The organism is Methylococcus sp. ANG, from assembly GCF_040730495.1.
Taxonomy (GTDB): domain Bacteria; phylum Pseudomonadota; class Gammaproteobacteria; order Methylococcales; family Methylococcaceae; genus Methylococcus.
Genome location: NZ_CP160399.1, coordinates 2,696,115 through 2,713,361, shown reverse-complemented (window position 1 = coordinate 2,713,361; position 17,247 = coordinate 2,696,115). Strand labels below are relative to the sequence as shown.

General features: G+C 61.8%; 10 protein-coding genes. All 10 read right to left on the bottom strand.

What is annotated here, in order from left to right:
• Positions 1-197: 197 nt before the first annotated feature.
• From ABZN20_RS13195 to ABZN20_RS13150, 10 genes are read right to left on the bottom strand one after another with little or no spacing between them, the layout of a single operon-like run.
• Positions 198-1,073, bottom strand: coding sequence for a hypothetical protein (locus ABZN20_RS13195; protein WP_367027564.1), 876 nt, complete (start codon positions 1,071-1,073; stop codon positions 198-200).
• Between the two features lie 5 nt (positions 1,074-1,078).
• The gene (gene pglZ / locus ABZN20_RS13190; RefSeq protein ID WP_367025540.1) at positions 1,079-3,310 is read right to left on the bottom strand and encodes a BREX-3 system phosphatase PglZ; all 2,232 of its coding nucleotides are present in this window, start codon (positions 3,308-3,310) and stop codon (positions 1,079-1,081) included.
• A gap of 59 nt (positions 3,311-3,369) precedes the next feature.
• Entirely contained in the window at positions 3,370-6,447 is a 3,078-nt protein-coding gene (locus ABZN20_RS13185; protein WP_367025539.1) for a DEAD/DEAH box helicase, read from the bottom strand.
• Positions 6,444-6,953: a hypothetical protein gene (locus ABZN20_RS13180; protein WP_218808308.1), complete on the bottom strand. Its 510-nt coding sequence runs from the start codon at positions 6,951-6,953 to the stop codon at positions 6,444-6,446. The genes ABZN20_RS13185 and ABZN20_RS13180 overlap by 4 nt, the downstream gene beginning before the upstream one ends.
• Positions 6,950-7,984 (bottom strand): AAA family ATPase, encoded by a 1,035-nt coding sequence (locus tag ABZN20_RS13175; protein WP_218808309.1) that lies wholly within the window; start codon positions 7,982-7,984, stop codon positions 6,950-6,952. The genes ABZN20_RS13180 and ABZN20_RS13175 overlap by 4 nt, the downstream gene beginning before the upstream one ends.
• Positions 7,981-10,776 (bottom strand): DNA methyltransferase, encoded by a 2,796-nt coding sequence (locus ABZN20_RS13170; RefSeq protein ID WP_367025538.1) that lies wholly within the window; start codon positions 10,774-10,776, stop codon positions 7,981-7,983. Before ABZN20_RS13170 ends, ABZN20_RS13175 begins: the two co-directional genes overlap by 4 nt.
• Positions 10,777-10,825: 49 nt before the next feature.
• Positions 10,826-14,551 (bottom strand): DUF6079 family protein, encoded by a 3,726-nt coding sequence (locus ABZN20_RS13165; RefSeq protein WP_367025537.1) that lies wholly within the window; start codon positions 14,549-14,551, stop codon positions 10,826-10,828.
• Between the two features lie 13 nt (positions 14,552-14,564).
• Positions 14,565-15,104, bottom strand: a complete 540-nt coding sequence (brxF, locus tag ABZN20_RS13160; RefSeq protein WP_218808315.1) for a BREX-3 system P-loop-containing protein BrxF — start codon at positions 15,102-15,104, stop codon at positions 14,565-14,567.
• Between the two features lie 50 nt (positions 15,105-15,154).
• Positions 15,155-15,886 (bottom strand): 16S rRNA (uracil(1498)-N(3))-methyltransferase, encoded by a 732-nt coding sequence (locus ABZN20_RS13155; protein ID WP_367025536.1) that lies wholly within the window; start codon positions 15,884-15,886, stop codon positions 15,155-15,157.
• A 5-nt stretch (positions 15,887-15,891) separates the two neighbouring features.
• Positions 15,892-17,247: an adenosylmethionine--8-amino-7-oxononanoate transaminase gene (locus ABZN20_RS13150; protein WP_367025535.1), complete on the bottom strand. Its 1,356-nt coding sequence runs from the start codon at positions 17,245-17,247 to the stop codon at positions 15,892-15,894.

Genomic DNA, 17,247 nt, shown 5'->3' with positions numbered 1-17,247 from the left:
ACCCGAGTAAATCCATAGTCCGACAGACTCCTAGGAAATTTAAGGTAAGGCGTTGCCACGAAATAAGTCCTGGAAAATTAACCAGACACGGCTCGTCTTTCCGGCAGGGATTGCCGGAATCCAGTTGCCATGGAAGGAGCAAGCCATAAAACATCCCTGTAACCTGGATGCCGGCATGACGCTGCAAATTGCAGGACTTATTTTGTTACACCTACTAAGCTCACACACTGATTTCCTGCCCCCTCTGTCCTTACTTCCAGGTTTGGGCACTTTGACGCAAGGTACCCCAGTGGCTGGTCCAGCACGAAGGGATAAAGCACAGCCAGCGACGATAGTGTCGGAACGGACACCGCTTTGCCCACATAACGCAGCGCCGCTTCGACCAGCCAGGTCACAGCCTGTTCGTTGCTGACCACGATCGGCTTCATGCGCACGAGGCGCTTGCCTTTGCGACGTCCATCCCTGGACGTCGCCCCTTCGGGGGCAGTCTGCCGGCTGTCCAAATTTGCTCCGGACAAATTTGTCTCGACCCGCTCGATTGCGCCCCAGCTCGCTTGCGACTGCAGCACCATGTTGGTCATGCGGTACGTGCCTTCGCGTTCGCCATAGGCCTCGCTCATTCGGCGATGGACTTCCGCCGAAGCACAATCACCCTGCAGCGCCGTGAGGCGCCCCACCAGCTCCGCCACCTTGCCGAAGAACGGATAGGTGGCAATGGCCATGCCCCAGGTCAGGGCGGCGATAGGGACGCTCGGGTCGGCCTTGAAGATCGTGACGCCACGCTCGGCGAAGTCGGCGAGTTCGGGGCGTGGCTCCAGCCAGAGACGATTCAACACGGTCCGGGTCTTCTTGCGGGCAGCGACACCGAGCCCCGCCGCGTCGAGCGCAGCATTCAGGTCTTCGAGCGTAGCCAAGTCGGCACGCACTCTGAGCGCGGCGGCCGCCCATTCGAGCGGGATGAAGCGATCAAAGCCGATTTGCGGCACCCGTCCCTGGGCGCCGCCGCTACGCGGCCCGCCATTCGGCGGTCCAAATCCGCTCCCGACGGATTTGTGCGGTGCTGCCGGTGTCATTCGATTCAATTGCGGCCTCCATCCCTGGAGGCCGCCCCTTCGGGGCCAGCCTGACGGCTGTCCAAATCTGCTCCAGGCAGATTTGTCACGTAACTCACTTTGACGAAGGGCACGATCAACTCCTCCACGGAGATGCCGCCGTGAACCACGACTTGGGTCTCCTTCGGCACAAACGCTCCGCGCCCTCCTGCGAATAGCGGCATGAAGTTCGCCGGTAGTCCAGCGACATCCAGACGGAAGGACTCCGGATTGGCGGCCGCCGTCTCCGCGATCACAGCCTCGCTGCGATAGGTCCTGACGCGCTCTCCGCGCAGTTCCGACGCGACTCCCTGGTTCGGGCGGCCAATGCCCACCGCTTCAACGTTGCCGTGGTCTGCGGTCAGGTAGACGTGGAATCCGTTGTCCAGCAGCATCGAGAACAGACGATCCACGAAGCCAGACTCGCACCAGCTTGCGATCTGGGCAGCAATGCCCCGCTTTCCGAGCACCGCCCCATGGATGATCTCGTCAACGGTATCCACGACGAGACCGGCCACCTTCATAGCCGGATTGGTCAGTGCTGCTTCAAGCGCGGGGAGGTCATCGGTGCGCTTGATTGACTTGCGGTACAGCACCTCGTTCGCGCGAAGACCATGGTCCTGCCAGAACCGCGTCCACTGCGCCGGTTCCTGAGAGGTTGATTCGATGCTGTCGGCGAATTCGCGCGGGCGCAGGGCGGAGAACAGCGCCTGCCGGGAGACCGATGTCAGGGTTGGCAGCCACGCAAAACAGGCGTTCTCGTCGAACATCAGCCGCTGCGACCGATTGATCACGCTCTCCCGGATCTGAATCCACTGATCTACGGCCAGCCCGTCGAATACCACCAGCGCGATCTTCTCCTCGCCGTTGCCTCGGCGCATCGCCAGATACCGTGGCACGTGGTGAACCATGATCGGTCCTTTGGCCGCCGGCAAAGACGGCAGGTCCGCGTAATGCTTGCCTACCCATTCACGCAACCGATCGTCAGCGGAGATGACCAGGTCTCGCATTACGTCCTTGATGCTTTCCGCTTGGGCTGTATCCAATCCATGGAAGCGCGAGATGACTTCGCCAAGCCGACGCGAGAAATGGGTCCAGTCGCGGTGTGGTGACTCGATGTTCGGCACTTCCGCCTTCAGGCTCTTGATGCCTTCGAGCACCAGGTTCCGCATCGATGCCGGGTCCTGCACCACGCCCGCCTTGGCCCATTCCGGCAGGGTGGCCGGCACGCCCTGGACCACCAGCGGGTGCAACGTGCCGTCCAGGAACATCGAGTCGACGATCACGCGGACGTCATGGTGGTCGAAAGGCAGGTCGAGTTTTGCGACGTAATCGGGCGGCGTGGGTTCACCAGTACGGGTTCCAGTGACTCCCAGCTTGGTGAGATAGCGAAACCAGGCTTCCTGCACGACACGGAGGGTGATGCTCTTGTTTGCAAACAACTCGGCGATGGGTATGCCTTTGACCAATTCGCCGGGAGCGAATTGGGACGCCGGAACGGCGGCCCCGTCAGGGGCGGCCGCCATGGATGGTGTCCGCAGCGCGTTATGCTCGCCGACCACTTGCCCCATGTGCTGCGCAAGCACGGGCGGAAGGGCCGCCTCGCGGTAGTGCAGACGAAGGAGCTCACGCCAGAAGTCCTCCAGGCGCGTGATGAGGTGCGGACTGATCCGGAAGATATGCGTCAGCACGAACTCCTTGGTCGCGGCTTCGCCCAGCGACTGATGGGCGTGCCTTGCTTGCGCCTCGAATAGGGATGGCAGCATCTCGCTACCCAGCTGCCTCACCACGGCATAGCTCAGCTTGGGGAACAACTCGGCAAGACTCAGGCTCAGCTTCCGCGCCTGACGCACGTAGTCCCAAGGCAAGTCGCTGACGCTGCGGCACCCATCCATGGGTGCCGCCCCTGCGGGGCCAGCCTGTCGGCTGTCCAAATTCGCTCCAGGCGGATTTGTCGTGCCGGGCAGATGGAGGATCAAGGCTCGGGAGGGGCCCGGTTCGCCCCGATCCCACGCCGCCCGATAGCGCTCCTCATACTCCGCCCGGAAAGCGACGCTGTCCTCGAAAGGCAGTACCTCAAAGCCACGCTCGCGCAGTCCCGACAACACCTGCTCATCCAGCAGCACATCGTCCGGGTCGGCGACGATCCAGAGCCGGGCCAGATCGACGGGAAACTCCTTCAGGATGCGGTCAACCCAGGCGGTGCTGCGTCCATCCATGGACGCAGCCCCTTCGGGGCCAGCCTGTCGGCTGTCCAAATTCGTTCCTGACGAATTTGTCATGCTTGCGCACCTCCCGGGTGGCCAATGCGAAGCATCAGCACCGCGTTGAGATCCGGCGTGCAGGCTTCCGCATCGGCCAGCGCTGCCATGCGCGCCTCGTGCTCAGCTTCGAGCCGCTTGCGCCGGTGCTCCCTGACGGCGGGAAGGCCGATGCGGCCTATCGCCTGGTACCGCGCCTCGAAGGCGTAGCGCGCCCGTTCGCGCTCCTCGGCGAGCCAGGTGCGGTGCTCCTCCAGCAGCTCCGCAAAGAGCCGCTCCCCCTGCGCCTTGGCCGCAGCCAGCGATGCCTCGAAGCAGGCCAAGGCGTTCTCCACCTCGACCTTCGGGGCGAGCGTCACGTTCTCGGTCAGCAGCAAATCCCAGATCCGCTTGGCGGTCGGCATGAAGGTGCGGCCATCGTCGGTGACAAACACGGGAAGGAACCGCCGCCGGGAGAAGCCCTCGGAGAGGTTGGACGCGCTGATGCTGATCTCCCACAGCGACCACACGCCATGCACCGTATCGGGCAGGCCGGTCACCGCCGCAATCGGCAGCGGCTGGCCCGCCACGCAGCGCGGGAGTTCGCTGATGACCGCGCGGGCGCGCGGATCTTCCAGCGTGATCCACTCCATCTCGGGGTTCTGTTCGGCGGTGCGTGCGTCGAAGCAGACGCGTGGAGATTCACTCGCGACATCCCTGCCGCTCGCCCCAAGGGGCGCCTTCGGCGTGCAAATCGGCAATCCTGCCGATTTGTCGCTCCCTCCCCAATCCGGCCAACGAATTCGCCAACAATTCCCTTCTCTTACGGCCATGCCACCTCGCGCAGGCAGGCCAGCGGTGATCGCACGCTCCAACCAATACTGCGCCGGATGATCCCTCCACTTACGCGCATCGTCTGCTTCCAGCGCGTGGTCTTCCGTCAGCAGATCGGTGTCTTTGCGGCTTGCCGCCACCTTCTCCCGTACCTTGTTGATCACCGCATCGCACTCCGTGTCGATCGAGGACGGGTCTTGCAGCCCGTGGACGAACAGTTCGTCAAAGATCGGCTCCACCTCCACCGAGTCCATCACATCGGCCGCCTTGTCGACGCCGAACTCCTGGGCAATGACGGCGAGCTTCTCCTCCAGCACCTCGCGCACCCGGTGCTCAACCGTGTCTTCCAACACGAAGTTGATGGCCCGCACGACATGGGACTGGCCGATGCGGTCCACGCGGCCGATACGCTGCTCCAGCCGCATCGGGTTCCACGGCATGTCGAAGTTGACGATGACATGGCAGAACTGCAGGTTCAGGCCCTCGCCGCCGGCGTCGGTGGAGACCATTATTTGAGCACCGCGTGACAAATTCGCCGGGAGCGAATTTGGACAGCCGTCAGGCTGGTCCCGAAGGGACGGACTCCAGGGATGGAGTCCGCAAAAGGCCTGCTGCGCACGGGTGCGCGCGTCCAGGTCCATGCCACCGTTGAGCAGCGCCACCGAAAAGCCCCGGCTCTCCAGGAACTCCGCCAGCATGGCCTGGGTGGGAACGAATTCGGTGAAGACCAGCACCTTGAGCTGCGGAGCGTTCTCCTCCTGCTGGAGTTTGTAGATCAACTCCAACAGCGCTTCTGCCTTGGCGTCCGTTCCCTGTCTCTCGGTTTCGCGAGCCAGCTCCAGCAGCATCTCGACTTCCGACTTCTCCCGCTCCCAGCCGCTGGCCTGCACGGCAATGTCCAGCTGGGACTGGCCGTCGAGCTCTGCCCACTCATCCGGGTCAACCGCCTCGACAAAATCGCCAGGAGCGATTTTGGACAGCCGCCAGGCTGGCCCCGAAGGGGTCGGGTCCAGGGATGGACCCGACAACAGGTTCGCCTGTGCCTGCGGCGCATCCAGCAGGGCCTGGCGCTTCTCCAGCGTGGCGCGGATGGCTGCTGTACTGGACGTCGCTAGGCGCTGCATCAGGATCATCAGGAAGCCGATGTGCCGCTGTTTGGCGGCCATTGCCTGGTTGTAACCGTGCCGCACGTAGTCCGTGACAGCCACGTAGAGCCGCTGCTGGGCGGCATGTCGGTCCTGCCACGCCACGGTTTGGAGCCGCGTCGACCGGGGCTTGAACAGCGGTTGGCCTTCCGCGTCGATGGCGGCGCGCTTCTCGGTGCGGATCACGAATGGGCGCACCCGGTCACGGTTGATGCTGCCTTCGTCCGGAAACGCCTCTCGGTCCAGCAACTGCATCAGCCGCATGAACTGGTCGGTCTTGCCCTGGTGCGGCGTCGCGGACAGCAAGAGCAGATAAGGCGCGGCCTCGGCCAAGGCGGCGCCCAGCTTGTACCGGGCAACCTGCTCGGTGCTGCCGCCGAGGCGGTGTGCCTCGTCGATGATCACCAGATCCCAGCCCGCCGAAATTAGATCCTCGAAGCGCTCGCGGTTGTAGGTGGCGAGTTGCTCCAGGCTCCAGCCGCGCCGGCCCTCGATGGGTTTCACCGAATCCAGCGAGCAGATCACCTGGTCGTGCATCCGCCAGAGGTTCTCGTCGTTTTCCCTCACCCCCGGCCCCTCTCCCGGAGGGAGAGGGGAGGAAAAGGAACGGAAGGCAGCGAGTTCAGAAGGCTCGACGAAGCGGAAAGGCTCGCCGAAGTGCAGCCGCATTTCGGCCTGCCACTGGCGCACCAGACCTTTCGGTGCCACCACCAGCACGCGCCGCACCATGCCGCGTAGCTTGAGTTCGCGCAGCACCAACCCTGCCTCGATGGTCTTGCCCAGTCCCACCTCGTCCGCCAGCAGGTAGCGGATGCGGTCCCGGCTCATGGCCCGGTTCAGCGCGTAGAGCTGGTGCGGCAGCGGCACCACGCTGGACTGGATCGGCGCCAGCAGCAGGTTGTCTTCCAGTGCGTCGAGCAGCTTGGCCGCTGCTGCCGTGTGCAGGACCTGCTCCACGGTAGAGCGCACGGCAGTCAGATCGCCGAGATCCTGCGCGCGGGCGCGCACCACGGCATCCTTGGCCGGCAGCCAGACGCGGTAGGCGACCTCGCCCCACACGTCCTGGCGGTCGATCACCCGGCAGGGTGACGCCTGCCGGGCATGCCAGCACCAGGCTCCGACACTCCACGAATTCATGCGCTGACCCGACTGACAGGATAGTGAGGAAGCGCCTTGTTCCATGCGTCGATATTCATGACAGCACAACCAGCCACGAACGACCTTTTCCACGGCTTGTCGTCCGGGCCGGTTGTTGGAATCTGCCGTTTCAGTGCGTCGGTCCGGGCCAACAAATCGGCATCGGACAAAGTGCTCGCGCCGATCAGCACCAAGTAGTAAATGGGCTTCATCGCTTGACCTGATGCCCATTCGTACAGGAAAGAGTCCCGGTACTTCGTTTTCAGATCGGCATCCAGCGCTCCACTAAGGAACTTTTGCAGGAACTTCTTCTGATCTTTGGGCTGCGCCGCAGGATGTTCCGGGTCCTTTAACTCGATGAACAGAACCCGGTCATCCAGTTCCACGATGAAATCCACCGCTTTCATGCAGTGGCTCAGGCCGTGGCTTGCCTCGTCGTCGAACTTTCGCCCCGTGCTGCCTGCGGGCAGCGTAATCTGCAAATCATTCTCGGCAAGAACGGTCATTCGACCAGCCCTCCGAGGCTACGCTTCAGTTCCCGGTCGTAGAGATCGCTGAACGTTCCGGCAATTGCATTGGGGTCGATACCGATGTAGCTGTCGCTGGCGTTGGCCACAACCGCCTTCTGCTCGTCGCGGTACAGCGAGATGTAACGGATGGCGTCCCCCTTTTTCTGGCGTAGATCAAACTCCTTGAGCACCACGTAGTTGTGTGTCGTTAGAAAAACCTGAACACCGAGCCGTTGAAGTTCCAGGATGATCTCGACGATTTCGCCCATCAATGCGGGGTTAAGGTTGGCCTCAGGCTCATCCCAGAACAGTACGGAGCCGGACAGCAGCGTGCCGTTCTGGATCAATAGCCACACCAGCGCGAGCTTGCGCATACCCTCGGCGAGTAAGGTGAACTCCAATTCGCCTTGGCTGTTCTTTAGGAAAAAGTGCTCGCCCTTGGCTACCACCTTGCCTTCGATGGCCTTTTGTAGGGTCGTCAAAAGCTTCTGACGGTTCGCAGCGATGGGGCCTTTGAGTGTGGGCAGAAAAGCCTTCTTGATGATGTCCACATAGACTTCTTCGAATGCAATTTCCCGCTTCGATGCTGTGGCCAAAAAGCCGGGGGCGTGAGCGAGCATCTCCTTGACCGGAATATAGGCGGATTCGAGCCCGGCCCCCTGCCACTTGGCTTCGCCCGTGACACGCACATCCTTGACGTCCGCCTTCTGGTTATCGATAACCGCTTTCAGCTTTGCACCATCGTCCCGCGTGACCATGATCTCCGCGGCCGGCAAACCCTGTTGCCGTCGAATCAAGCGTGTCATGCGCGCCTGATACGGATTGAAAACGCCGAGGAGTTTGCGGGCAAAACCCTTTTCCCGGTCCTCGCCCGTCGTGATCGCCGTCGCTGCATAGAGCACCTTCAGCAGATGAGTTTTGCCTGTGCCATTCGCGCCGATAATGACATTGACGCCCGGCGAGAGTGTCTGATCGAGCTTGGCGAAGGCTGTGAAATTTTCCAGCCTGACGTGGTTGATCTTGCTCATAATCCGCTCTCCGTTCTTGTCAATGCCTGGTCATACCAGAGCAGCAGCTTCTCGTCTTCCTGCAGTGCCTCGTCGGGGATCTTCTGGGCCACTTTGATGATGGTCTGGTAGTCCTTCCTGCCCCAGGCCGCCTTGAAGCCAGCGCGAAGCACCTCCAGCCTGAACTCCTTGAGTCGCCGTCCCGTGGCGTCCAGGTAGGTATCGAACTCCTTGAGCAGCACCTTTTCGCGTCTCTTCTCCAGATCCTGCGCCTTGTTCGGATCGGGCACGTACCAGCGATCCTTGGCCTTAGCGATCAGGCGCGGATCGTTTTTCTCCAGCCCACGCAGGTCCTTGTGATTGGTGGAGAGATAGCTGTGGATCTGACTGGGCACATCGCCGGTGCCGTCGTACTGAAGGAAGTTGGTCTCGAGCAACGCCGCCAGTTCAGGCCTCTTTTCATGCTTCTTCCAGCCTGCCCCAAGCTGAGTGATGAATTCTGGGTGCAGATCTTGGTAGGTCGATGGCCGCTTCTTCAGGAAATCCGTCAGCCAGTCGATCGCGCTCCGCTCGTCGGAGACAAACAACTCCATCTGAGGTGCCTGCGCGACTTGCGCGCGCTTCTTGTCGTACTCGGTCGCCTGCTCGGGTAAGAACACCATGCCGTCGCGCTCCGGAAAGCGTTGGCGTAAGCCTTCCTGGAACTCCTGGCTTGAGAGTGGCACGGGGGCGTTATGACGCACAAACCAGGCAACCATGCGATCAAATATGATGCGTGGGTCGCGTTCGGCAACGAACTCAAGGGCTCCATCCCGCGCTTTGACGGTTGGCAGGTATTTCAAGTGCGTTCGGACAAAGTCCCACGCAGACTCCTCGCTGCCTCCCGTCTTTTCAAACCTCTCTTCGAGTCCGCCGTTGGGCTTATAGGCCGAGATAACTAGGTCCTGCTTTACGGCCGTTGTGGTCGTGACTGCCCTATAGCCTTTGTGTGACTTTTCTAGCGCTGCGACATTAGCTACTACAAATCCCGCTTCCTGCAAGGCTGTTTGAATTGCGTTCCAAACAGACGCCTGAGTGTTTGAGAATTCAACAGTCATCCAGCGGCCTGGCTTCAGAATCCGAAATGCCTCCTCAAAGCACTTCGACATCAAACGACGATAATCATCGAGTGCCTTGCCTTGGGCTCTGTTCTCGACAGCCTCTGCGGTGGCATTTGTTCTAACCTTGAGCCAAGCCTCCCATAAGGAGTTCAGCTCCGAGTACATTATGTTTGCACCGAACGGCGGATCTACGAAGATATAGTCCACTGAATCACTCGGTACCTGCATATTCTCCGCGCTACCCGTGGAGACGCACGAGACACCTCCATGGGCTGTGAATGGAACTGAGCTAACTCGGAGAGAGAAACGCTCAATGCAGTTAGTCTCAATCGCCAAAGAGCTGACATACAGTGTTCCTTGCAGCGTCTGGCCGATTACGCCGCCTCCACTCTTAAAATAATTAGACGCGAGTAGCCGATTCAACCGGGTGGCCCAAACATGGCTCGATGTAAACCACAGGCCCAACCCAGGATTGACTTCTCGTTCTCGGGCAGAAAAAATCCGCTCTCTGAATCGCGACAGAGCGATCAGGTTCCTTCGCGTGTAGAAATGATGAACATGCGTAATGCCGATGGGATCATTTCGCCGGGTTTCACCTCCGTCAATCATGCGATCGGAGGGAAACCAATTTGCAACAGGTTCCGCAGCCACCCTTTCAATTAATTCCAGGTCTTCTTGGTCCGGTCTCTTTTCAAATCGAGACCTCCCCACGCTGTAGTTAATGAGAACAGGGACTTGCTTTGCCTGGCGAACGGTCAGTCCCGTTGCATCATCGACGAAAGTTCTCCAGGCGCGCTCCAAACTCTTCTTCGTAAGCACAGCCGCGCAGTGTGGGCAGGAAAATTCATCACGGACTTTCCCGGCATCCTTATCTGCGGCGACGTCCCAGAAAATTAGTTCGCCGGCACATTCAGGACAACTAAATACGTCAGACCAGAGCGTGAAGTTGATGCGTCCCTTTGTCTTTCCATCTGAGTGCCGCGTTTCGTACATCCAGCCACACTCATCAGTGACCTCCCGGAGTATCCGCTTCGCTTCGAGTTCAAACCTTTCAACGTCAATATCAGTGTTGTAATTCGACGCAATGAAGGACGCGGCCGGAGATAGCTCATTCAGCAGGGCCGTTCGCGCACCAAGCTTGGAAAACGGCCTCCATACCGGCTGGCCGTCAATGACTTGTTGCTCAAGAATCGTTCCATCAGATGCGACTCGATAGCCCAGTGACTCTACTACTTTGCGATCTCCACAAAGCTGTGCTGCCACTCCAGTCATCCCGGTACCGCAGAAGCCATCGAACACCATGTCACCCGGCTGTGTGTAATGCAGGACGTACCGCATGATCGCTTTATGTGGCACCTTGGTGTGGTAGCTATGGGCGTTGTAGATCGGATCGTTCTTCCCCTCGCTTACGTCGGCCAAGAATGGTTCTTTTTCGTGCCGAGCCAATGAATCGTATTCTTTGCCGTAATGATTGATAAAAGCCGCGGCAAATGGATTCGGGCAGGCGGTGTAGTAGGGAGGATCAGAAAGCGCGAGGATGTCCTCGTCTGATCCGACAGGAAAGCCTTCAATCTTCCGAAACTCGGGGTCCTTGAGCGTCTCGGCCAGCAGCTTCAAGTAATGTTCGCGACGCGCGTTGTCGCTTGGAAATGTTTGCCCGAGGCATTCGACTGGCCCAGATTTCGCTTTTTCGCTTCTAAAGAGATCATTCATCAATTCGGTTCCTCAGATTCTTCTTTTCTGCGCGTCACACGCGGCTTTGTTACTCGATCACAAACCGCAGCTTGCCGGCATCCTTGCCCTTGCAGCGCTCATTCATGAACGACTCGAAGCGCTTGCGCAGATCCTCGGGCGTAGCGGGCGATCCGCCGGTGAGCAGCGCCTTTTTGATGTCGTCTCCGGTGACCACGATCTTTTCGAGGCCTGACAGCGCTTCCTGAACTGCCGCGACGAATTCGGGCGTGACCGGATCGGGCAAGCCCTTCGAGGCAAGGAAGCCCTTTATCAGGTCGCGCTGCGCGGCCTTCAGCAGCTCGAAGTTGGCCTGAATGATCGGGTCGTCCAGGTTGTTGAGCAGCGTCTGTTGCCAACCTTGGACCAAGCGGTCGAGCTCGTCGTCCAGTGTCTTGAGGACGTTGGCCGCCGGCAGTAGGTCGCCCTGCTCGTTGGCGGGGCGGAAGCTGCAGTGCGGGCAAACGGGGCTGGCTGCCAGCTCGGACTCGACCAGGGACGCGCAGCTCTTGAGCTTGTCCAGCTTGTCTTCGAAGGTGGTGAGCTGGCCGGTGGGCATGAGGGAGATGCCAGCCAGGGCGCGCAGCGTGGTGATGCGCGGGTCCTTGCGCAGGGCGGACTTGGTCTTGTCTTCCGCCACGCCGAGCCGGGCCTTGCTGTGTTGCGCCACGTAGGCGGTGATGTAGTCCTTCTTCAGCGTGGCCAGGCGCTGGCGATACTCGGCGGCATGCTGCGCACTGCGGTCCTCGGCGAGTCTATCGAGGATGTCTTTGCGGGCAGCCTGCGCCTGCAGCACCCAGGCATGGTCGGTGGCGAGCACCATCTCGGCCTGCGACAGATACGCCGCCGTGGTACCCAGCTCGGCCACCAGATCGCGCAGCTTCTCCACGGAGGACAGCACGTCGAGATTCTTCTTCTGGGTATCAATGTCGTCCTGGGTGATGCGCAAGTTCTTGAGCTTGCCGACGGTGTTGAAGGGCGACAGCCCCTCCAGGAAACCTTTCAACGCTTCCAGCCGCGTGCGCCAGTCGCGCAGCTCTTCCTCGCGCAGCAGGGACTGGCCCCAGAAGCTGAGGCGGTTCTGCAGGTCGGTGCCGACTGTGAGCACACGCTGCACCTGCTTGGCCACGGCATCCAGCAGTTCCTTGACTGGCTCCTCCTTGCCTTGCGTCGCCATCTGGGCAAGTCCAGACGGCAGGCCCAGCAGCTCGAACAGCGAGCGCAGCACGGCGACATTGATCTCCTTCGGCGCCTCGACGTGCTTGAACTGCTTGAGATCGTCCAACGCCCGTTCGACCAGCAGAGCCATCTTGCCTGAGTCGATTTTGTCGCCGGTAATGGCCAGCACGATGTCGCCCGAGTAGACCAGGCTGCCCAACACCGCCACGAGCAGGTCGGGTTCCAGGCGGAAACGCACCGGCGCGAAGTACTCGACATCGGTGGCGCCGCTGATGAGCTCGCTGCGGTTGAGCACCTGCCCGTGGCCTTTGGCCTTGAGCCGGTTGAGCACTTCCTGGGCGTACTTGGATCGCGTGGGCTCGATGCGGTCGCCGTCTAGCATCTCCAGCGCATCCAGAATGGCGATGGCGTCCTTGGTGCGCGTGCCGCCCGCCAGCGCCTTGAGTGCATTGGTGATGAGCTGCTTGCGGTTGGATTCGGTGACCAGCACCGAAAAGGTCGGATACTCCGGCGCCAGATCCGCGAAGTGGGTACCGAGGGCCAGACCTGATGTCACATTGACGATGTCGCGGAAGTTGGCGCGCTCATCCGGCCCAAGCCGCAGCTTGTCGCGCATCGACACGCCCTTGGCCCATTCCTGCAGGGTCTTGGTCTTGCCCTGGTAGGTGACCTCGAAGGCAGTCATCTGTTTGTCCTGCAGCCACTTGCTCATGTCGCGCAGGGCGTCCTTGGCCTTGTCCAGGTAGACGGCCTTGGCCGCGCCGCTGGCGGTCGAGGCCAGCTCCTGGGCGGCGGCGTAGAACGCCAGGTGGCGTTTGATGGCGTCGTCCAGCCCCTTTAGTCGGAAGAACACCTCGTCCGTCTTGTTGTCGTCGCGAAAGCGCGGCGGCTCGAACGGCTGGATAAAGTAGATGTAGAAATCACGCTCCGGCTGAGCGGTGGGGCGATCGTTGGGCGCACCAAGGAAGAGGTAGCCATTGCGCTCCACGCGGCGGTCCTGCCATTCCACCTGGTGCTGCCAGATCTTGTACCCAGTGACATAGGCATGCTCATCGGTGCATTCCATGAGCTGCATGAGCGCGCTGTAGTAGGCGCGATCCAGCGCATCGTCGGACAGCGCTTCGGCGCGCTTCTCGATCTGGGCGTCGTAGTCGACGTCCTTCTTGAGATCGAGGTAGTACTGCTCGGTGTCCGGCGCCTTGGAGATGAACTGGCCGTTGACCGTCTTGACGATCTCACGCAGGGTCGTCTGCACTGCGGTCAGCAGGTCGTCGGAGGGCTCGCCGCCCATGTCCTCGATGCCAGGCTGGTATAGGCAAAGCGTGTCGCGCAGTTCCTCGGCCGTTGGGCCCACCGGCACGTAGATGTCACCACCGGTGGTCAGGCGGTGTACGGAAAGCCCCTTGATTACCCGCATGGCCATCGCCTTGTAGGGCGGCCGGGTGAAGGCCTTTTGCACGCGCTCGCCAAGCACCTCGGCCACCTTCAGCACCGGGCCGATGTTTGGGTCCGAGCGGAGCACCGAATTGGAGGTAACCGTCTCCCAGAACTTGTCGAAGCCGATCAGGCCAGGTCGATCAGTTGGTACATCGTCGTCCAGGAGAGCCTGGATCTGGTCGCGCAAGGTGACCAGAGCGCCGCGCTTTTCGGTGAAGATCAGTCGCTCGAAGGTGCCGATGTAGTCCGGGTGGACGGGGAACAGGCGGACGTACTCATCCATCCGCTCGTTCATGCTGCTGTAGAACTTGGCGAAGGGCGTGAGGTAGGTGCGGATCTTGTGCTGCTGGTCGGCCGACTTCTTGAGCAGACGCTCCGCCACGACAAAGCTCACGTCCTGGCGGGCCAGCAAGACCTGGGTGAAGCGCTCGTTCACGCGGCGCAGGCTGTCGGCGACGTGCTGGAAGCGGCTGCTATCGAAGATGGCCTCCTGCACGCCGGCCACGAAGCGGAAACGCAGATGCTTGGTGACCTCGCCGATTTCGCGCAGGAAGGACAGATCCAGCACCAGATCATGGTCCTTGCGGGAGCGCAGGTATTCGAGAAACTCGTCGACGACGAGGAGGACGCCGTGGTTGGGGTGAACCTCGTCGAACGCGGCCATCATCTCCTCGAAGGCGGCCTTGTTGTTGACCACCTTGTCGGCCGGCGGGAAGGAGTAGCTGACGCCCTGGTTCTCCAGGAAGATCTCGAGCTCCTGCGTGATGATGTCGCGCAGGGACATCTGGCTGGAGATCTCGATACGGTGCACCTTGAACTTGCCGGCGATCGAACCGGCAGCCTCGGCGACCTTGGGATGGCGGATCATGGGGACGTAGGCGGCGTCCTCGGCGATCAGCGACAGCACGGACATCAAGTGCGACTTACCGGTGCCGTAGTTGCCGACCACGAGCACACCCTTGTGGTCGACCGATTCGTCGAACGAGAGCTGCGGGATCATCTGCTTGGTGATCCGCTCGGCCATGTCGTCGGAAATGACGTAGGTGGCGACGAGCTTCTTTGCCTCGCCGGGCCGGTTGGCGTCGAGCAGCTGAATGACCGACTCGATCGGCTCGAACTGAATGAGATCCCCGTAGCGCATGCGTTTCTCCCCTTTACCCAATCGTTTGCTCGCCCCTTCCCTGGGGCTCGCGCTTCGCGCCGGGCTCCACCCGTCCAAGTTCGCTCCCGGCGAACTTGTCAATTTCGAACGGGACCAGACCATCGAGGCCGTAGTCCTGATATTCCGGATGCCCCATTTCCGCATAGATCAGGCGGCCATCACGTAGCTCTCCTGGCCACACCGCCACGACACGCCGGGCATGGGCGTGGCGCTTGAGCAGATCCAGCGGATCGAGCTTGAGCGACTGATCGAACAGCAGCTCGATGTTGTCGAGCAGAAGCAGATCGCCGCTCGCGTGCTCATCGGCCAGCTCCCGCATGGCCACAAAGGCCTGGAGCGCCCGCTGCCGCTGCGGCAGCGCCGCGAGGCGCTTTCCCAGCGCGGCTCCGACATTCATTACCTTCGCACCGCGCCGATTGGCCAGCGCGGCCAGGAGTGCGGTCTTGCCACCGCCAGCACGTCCAATAAGCAGAATCAGCTTGCTTTGTAGTGCACCAATTTCATCAATGAGGGTATCAAGCCGCGACAGCATTGCCTGGTTTCCAACGACTCGCAGAATCTTTCGATTTTCACCCAGAGCCACTAGGCGGCCAAATCGCCCCACAGGGTCTGGATCGCCGTCAGCGCGGCCAGGGCGGCGGTTTCGGTGCGCAGCACGCGCGGGCCGAGCCGGACGGGGGTGAACGCCGCGCCCGCCGCCACATCGCGCTCGGCGTCGCTGAAGCCGCCTTCCGGTCCCGACAGCAGGGTCACCGTCCCTCTGGGCGGTTCCAGCTCCCGCAGGCCACCGGCGGCATGGGGGTCGAGAAAGATCTTGAGGCCCATGGCCGCCGGTAGCCAGGACTCCAGGGAGCGCGGCTCCAGCACCTCCGGCACCCGGTTGCGCCCGCTCTGCTCGCAGGCTGCCCAGACCACCCGGCGCCAGTGCTCCAGCCGCTGCGCCTTGCGTTCGCCATCGAGCTGGACCACACAGCGTTCGGTGAACAGCGGGGTGATCGCGCCGACGCCCAGTTCCACCGCCTTCTGGATGGCCAAGTCCATGCGCTCGCCCCGCGAGATGCCCAGTCCCAGGCGGACATCGAGCCGGGATTCCCGGTCGACCGGCCGGTACTCGCCGACCGTCAGGCTCACCTCTTCCCGGTGGCAGGCGCCGATCCGTGCGGCGAACTCGCCGCCTTCGCCGTTGAACACCGTGAGTTCGAAGCCTCGCTTGAGCCGCAGGACCGTGCGGAGGTAATGGGCGCGCTCCTCATCCAGCACGACATCGGCACCCGATGCCAGCGGCACCGGGAGATACAGACGGGAAATGCGCATGGCCCTCAGTCCTCCGTCGCCAGCAGCAATCCTTCCCAGGCCACCTCCGCCATGTGGCGAATCTGATCGGGGGTGATGACGTAAGGCGGCATGAAGTAGATCACATTGCCCAAGGGGCGCAGCAGCACGCCCCGCTCCAGCCCATGGCGGTAGACCCGCAGCCCACGCCGCTCCTGCCAGGGATAGGGTTCGCGGGTCGCCTTGTCCTTCACCGTCTCGATCGCCAGGATCATGCCGCGCTGGCGGACTTCGGCGACATGGGGATGCTCCTGGAAACGCTCCGTGGCATCCGCCATGCATCGCGCCAGTTCGCGGTTTTGCCCCAGCACGTCGGCCTGATCGAACAGATCCAGCGTCGCCAAAGCCGCCCGGCAGGCCAGCGGGTTGCCGGTGTAGCTGTGGGAATGCAGGAAGGCCTTCAGGGTGCCGTAGTCGTCGTAGAAGGCCGCGTAGATTTCCGGCCGGCTCATGACCGTCGCCAGCGGCAGATAGCCTCCGGTCAGGCCCTTGGACAGGCACAGGAAGTCCGGGCTGATCCCGGCCTGTTCGCAGGCGAACAAGCTGCCGGTGCGGCCGAAGCCGACCGCGATCTCGTCGGCGATGAGGTGGATTTCGAACCGGTCGCAGGCCTCGCGCAGCAAACGGAGGTAGAGCGGGTCGTACATGCGCATGCCGCCGGCGCACTGCACCAGTGGTTCGACGATCACGGCGCAGATTTCATCGGCGCCCCGCTCCAGAATCGCCAGCATGTCGCGGAACCGCCGCTCGGCGTAGCCGGCTTCGGTTTCGCCCGGCTCACGTCCGTAGGCGTCGGGGCTGGGCGCAACCAAGGCTTCCATCAGCAGGGGCCGGTAGGTCTCCTTGTACAGCGGGACGTCGCCCACCGCCAGGGCGCCCAGCGTCTCGCCGTGATAGCTGTTTTCCAGGGTGACGAAACGGGTCTTGCCGTGGCGGCCCAGGTTGCGCCAATAATGGAAGCTCATCTTCAGCGCCACCTCGACCGCCGCCGAGCCGTTGTCGGCGTAGAAGCAGCGCTCCAGCCCCGGCGGGGTGATTGCCGCCAGCCGCTCCGCCAGCCGGATGCCCGGCTCGTGACTGAAGCCGGCGAAGATGACCTGCTCCAGCCGCCCGAGCTGATCGGCCAGGGCTGCGTTGATCGCCGGGTTACAGTGGCCGAACAGGTTGACCCACCAGGAACTGATCGCGTCCAGATAACGCCTGCCGTCGAAATCCTCCAGCCACACACCCTCGCCACGGCGGATCGGGATCAGCGGCAGCGACTCGTGGTCCTTCATCTGGCTGCACGGATGCCAGAGCACCGCGAGATCGCGATCCATCCATTCGCGGTTGGCGGATGTCAT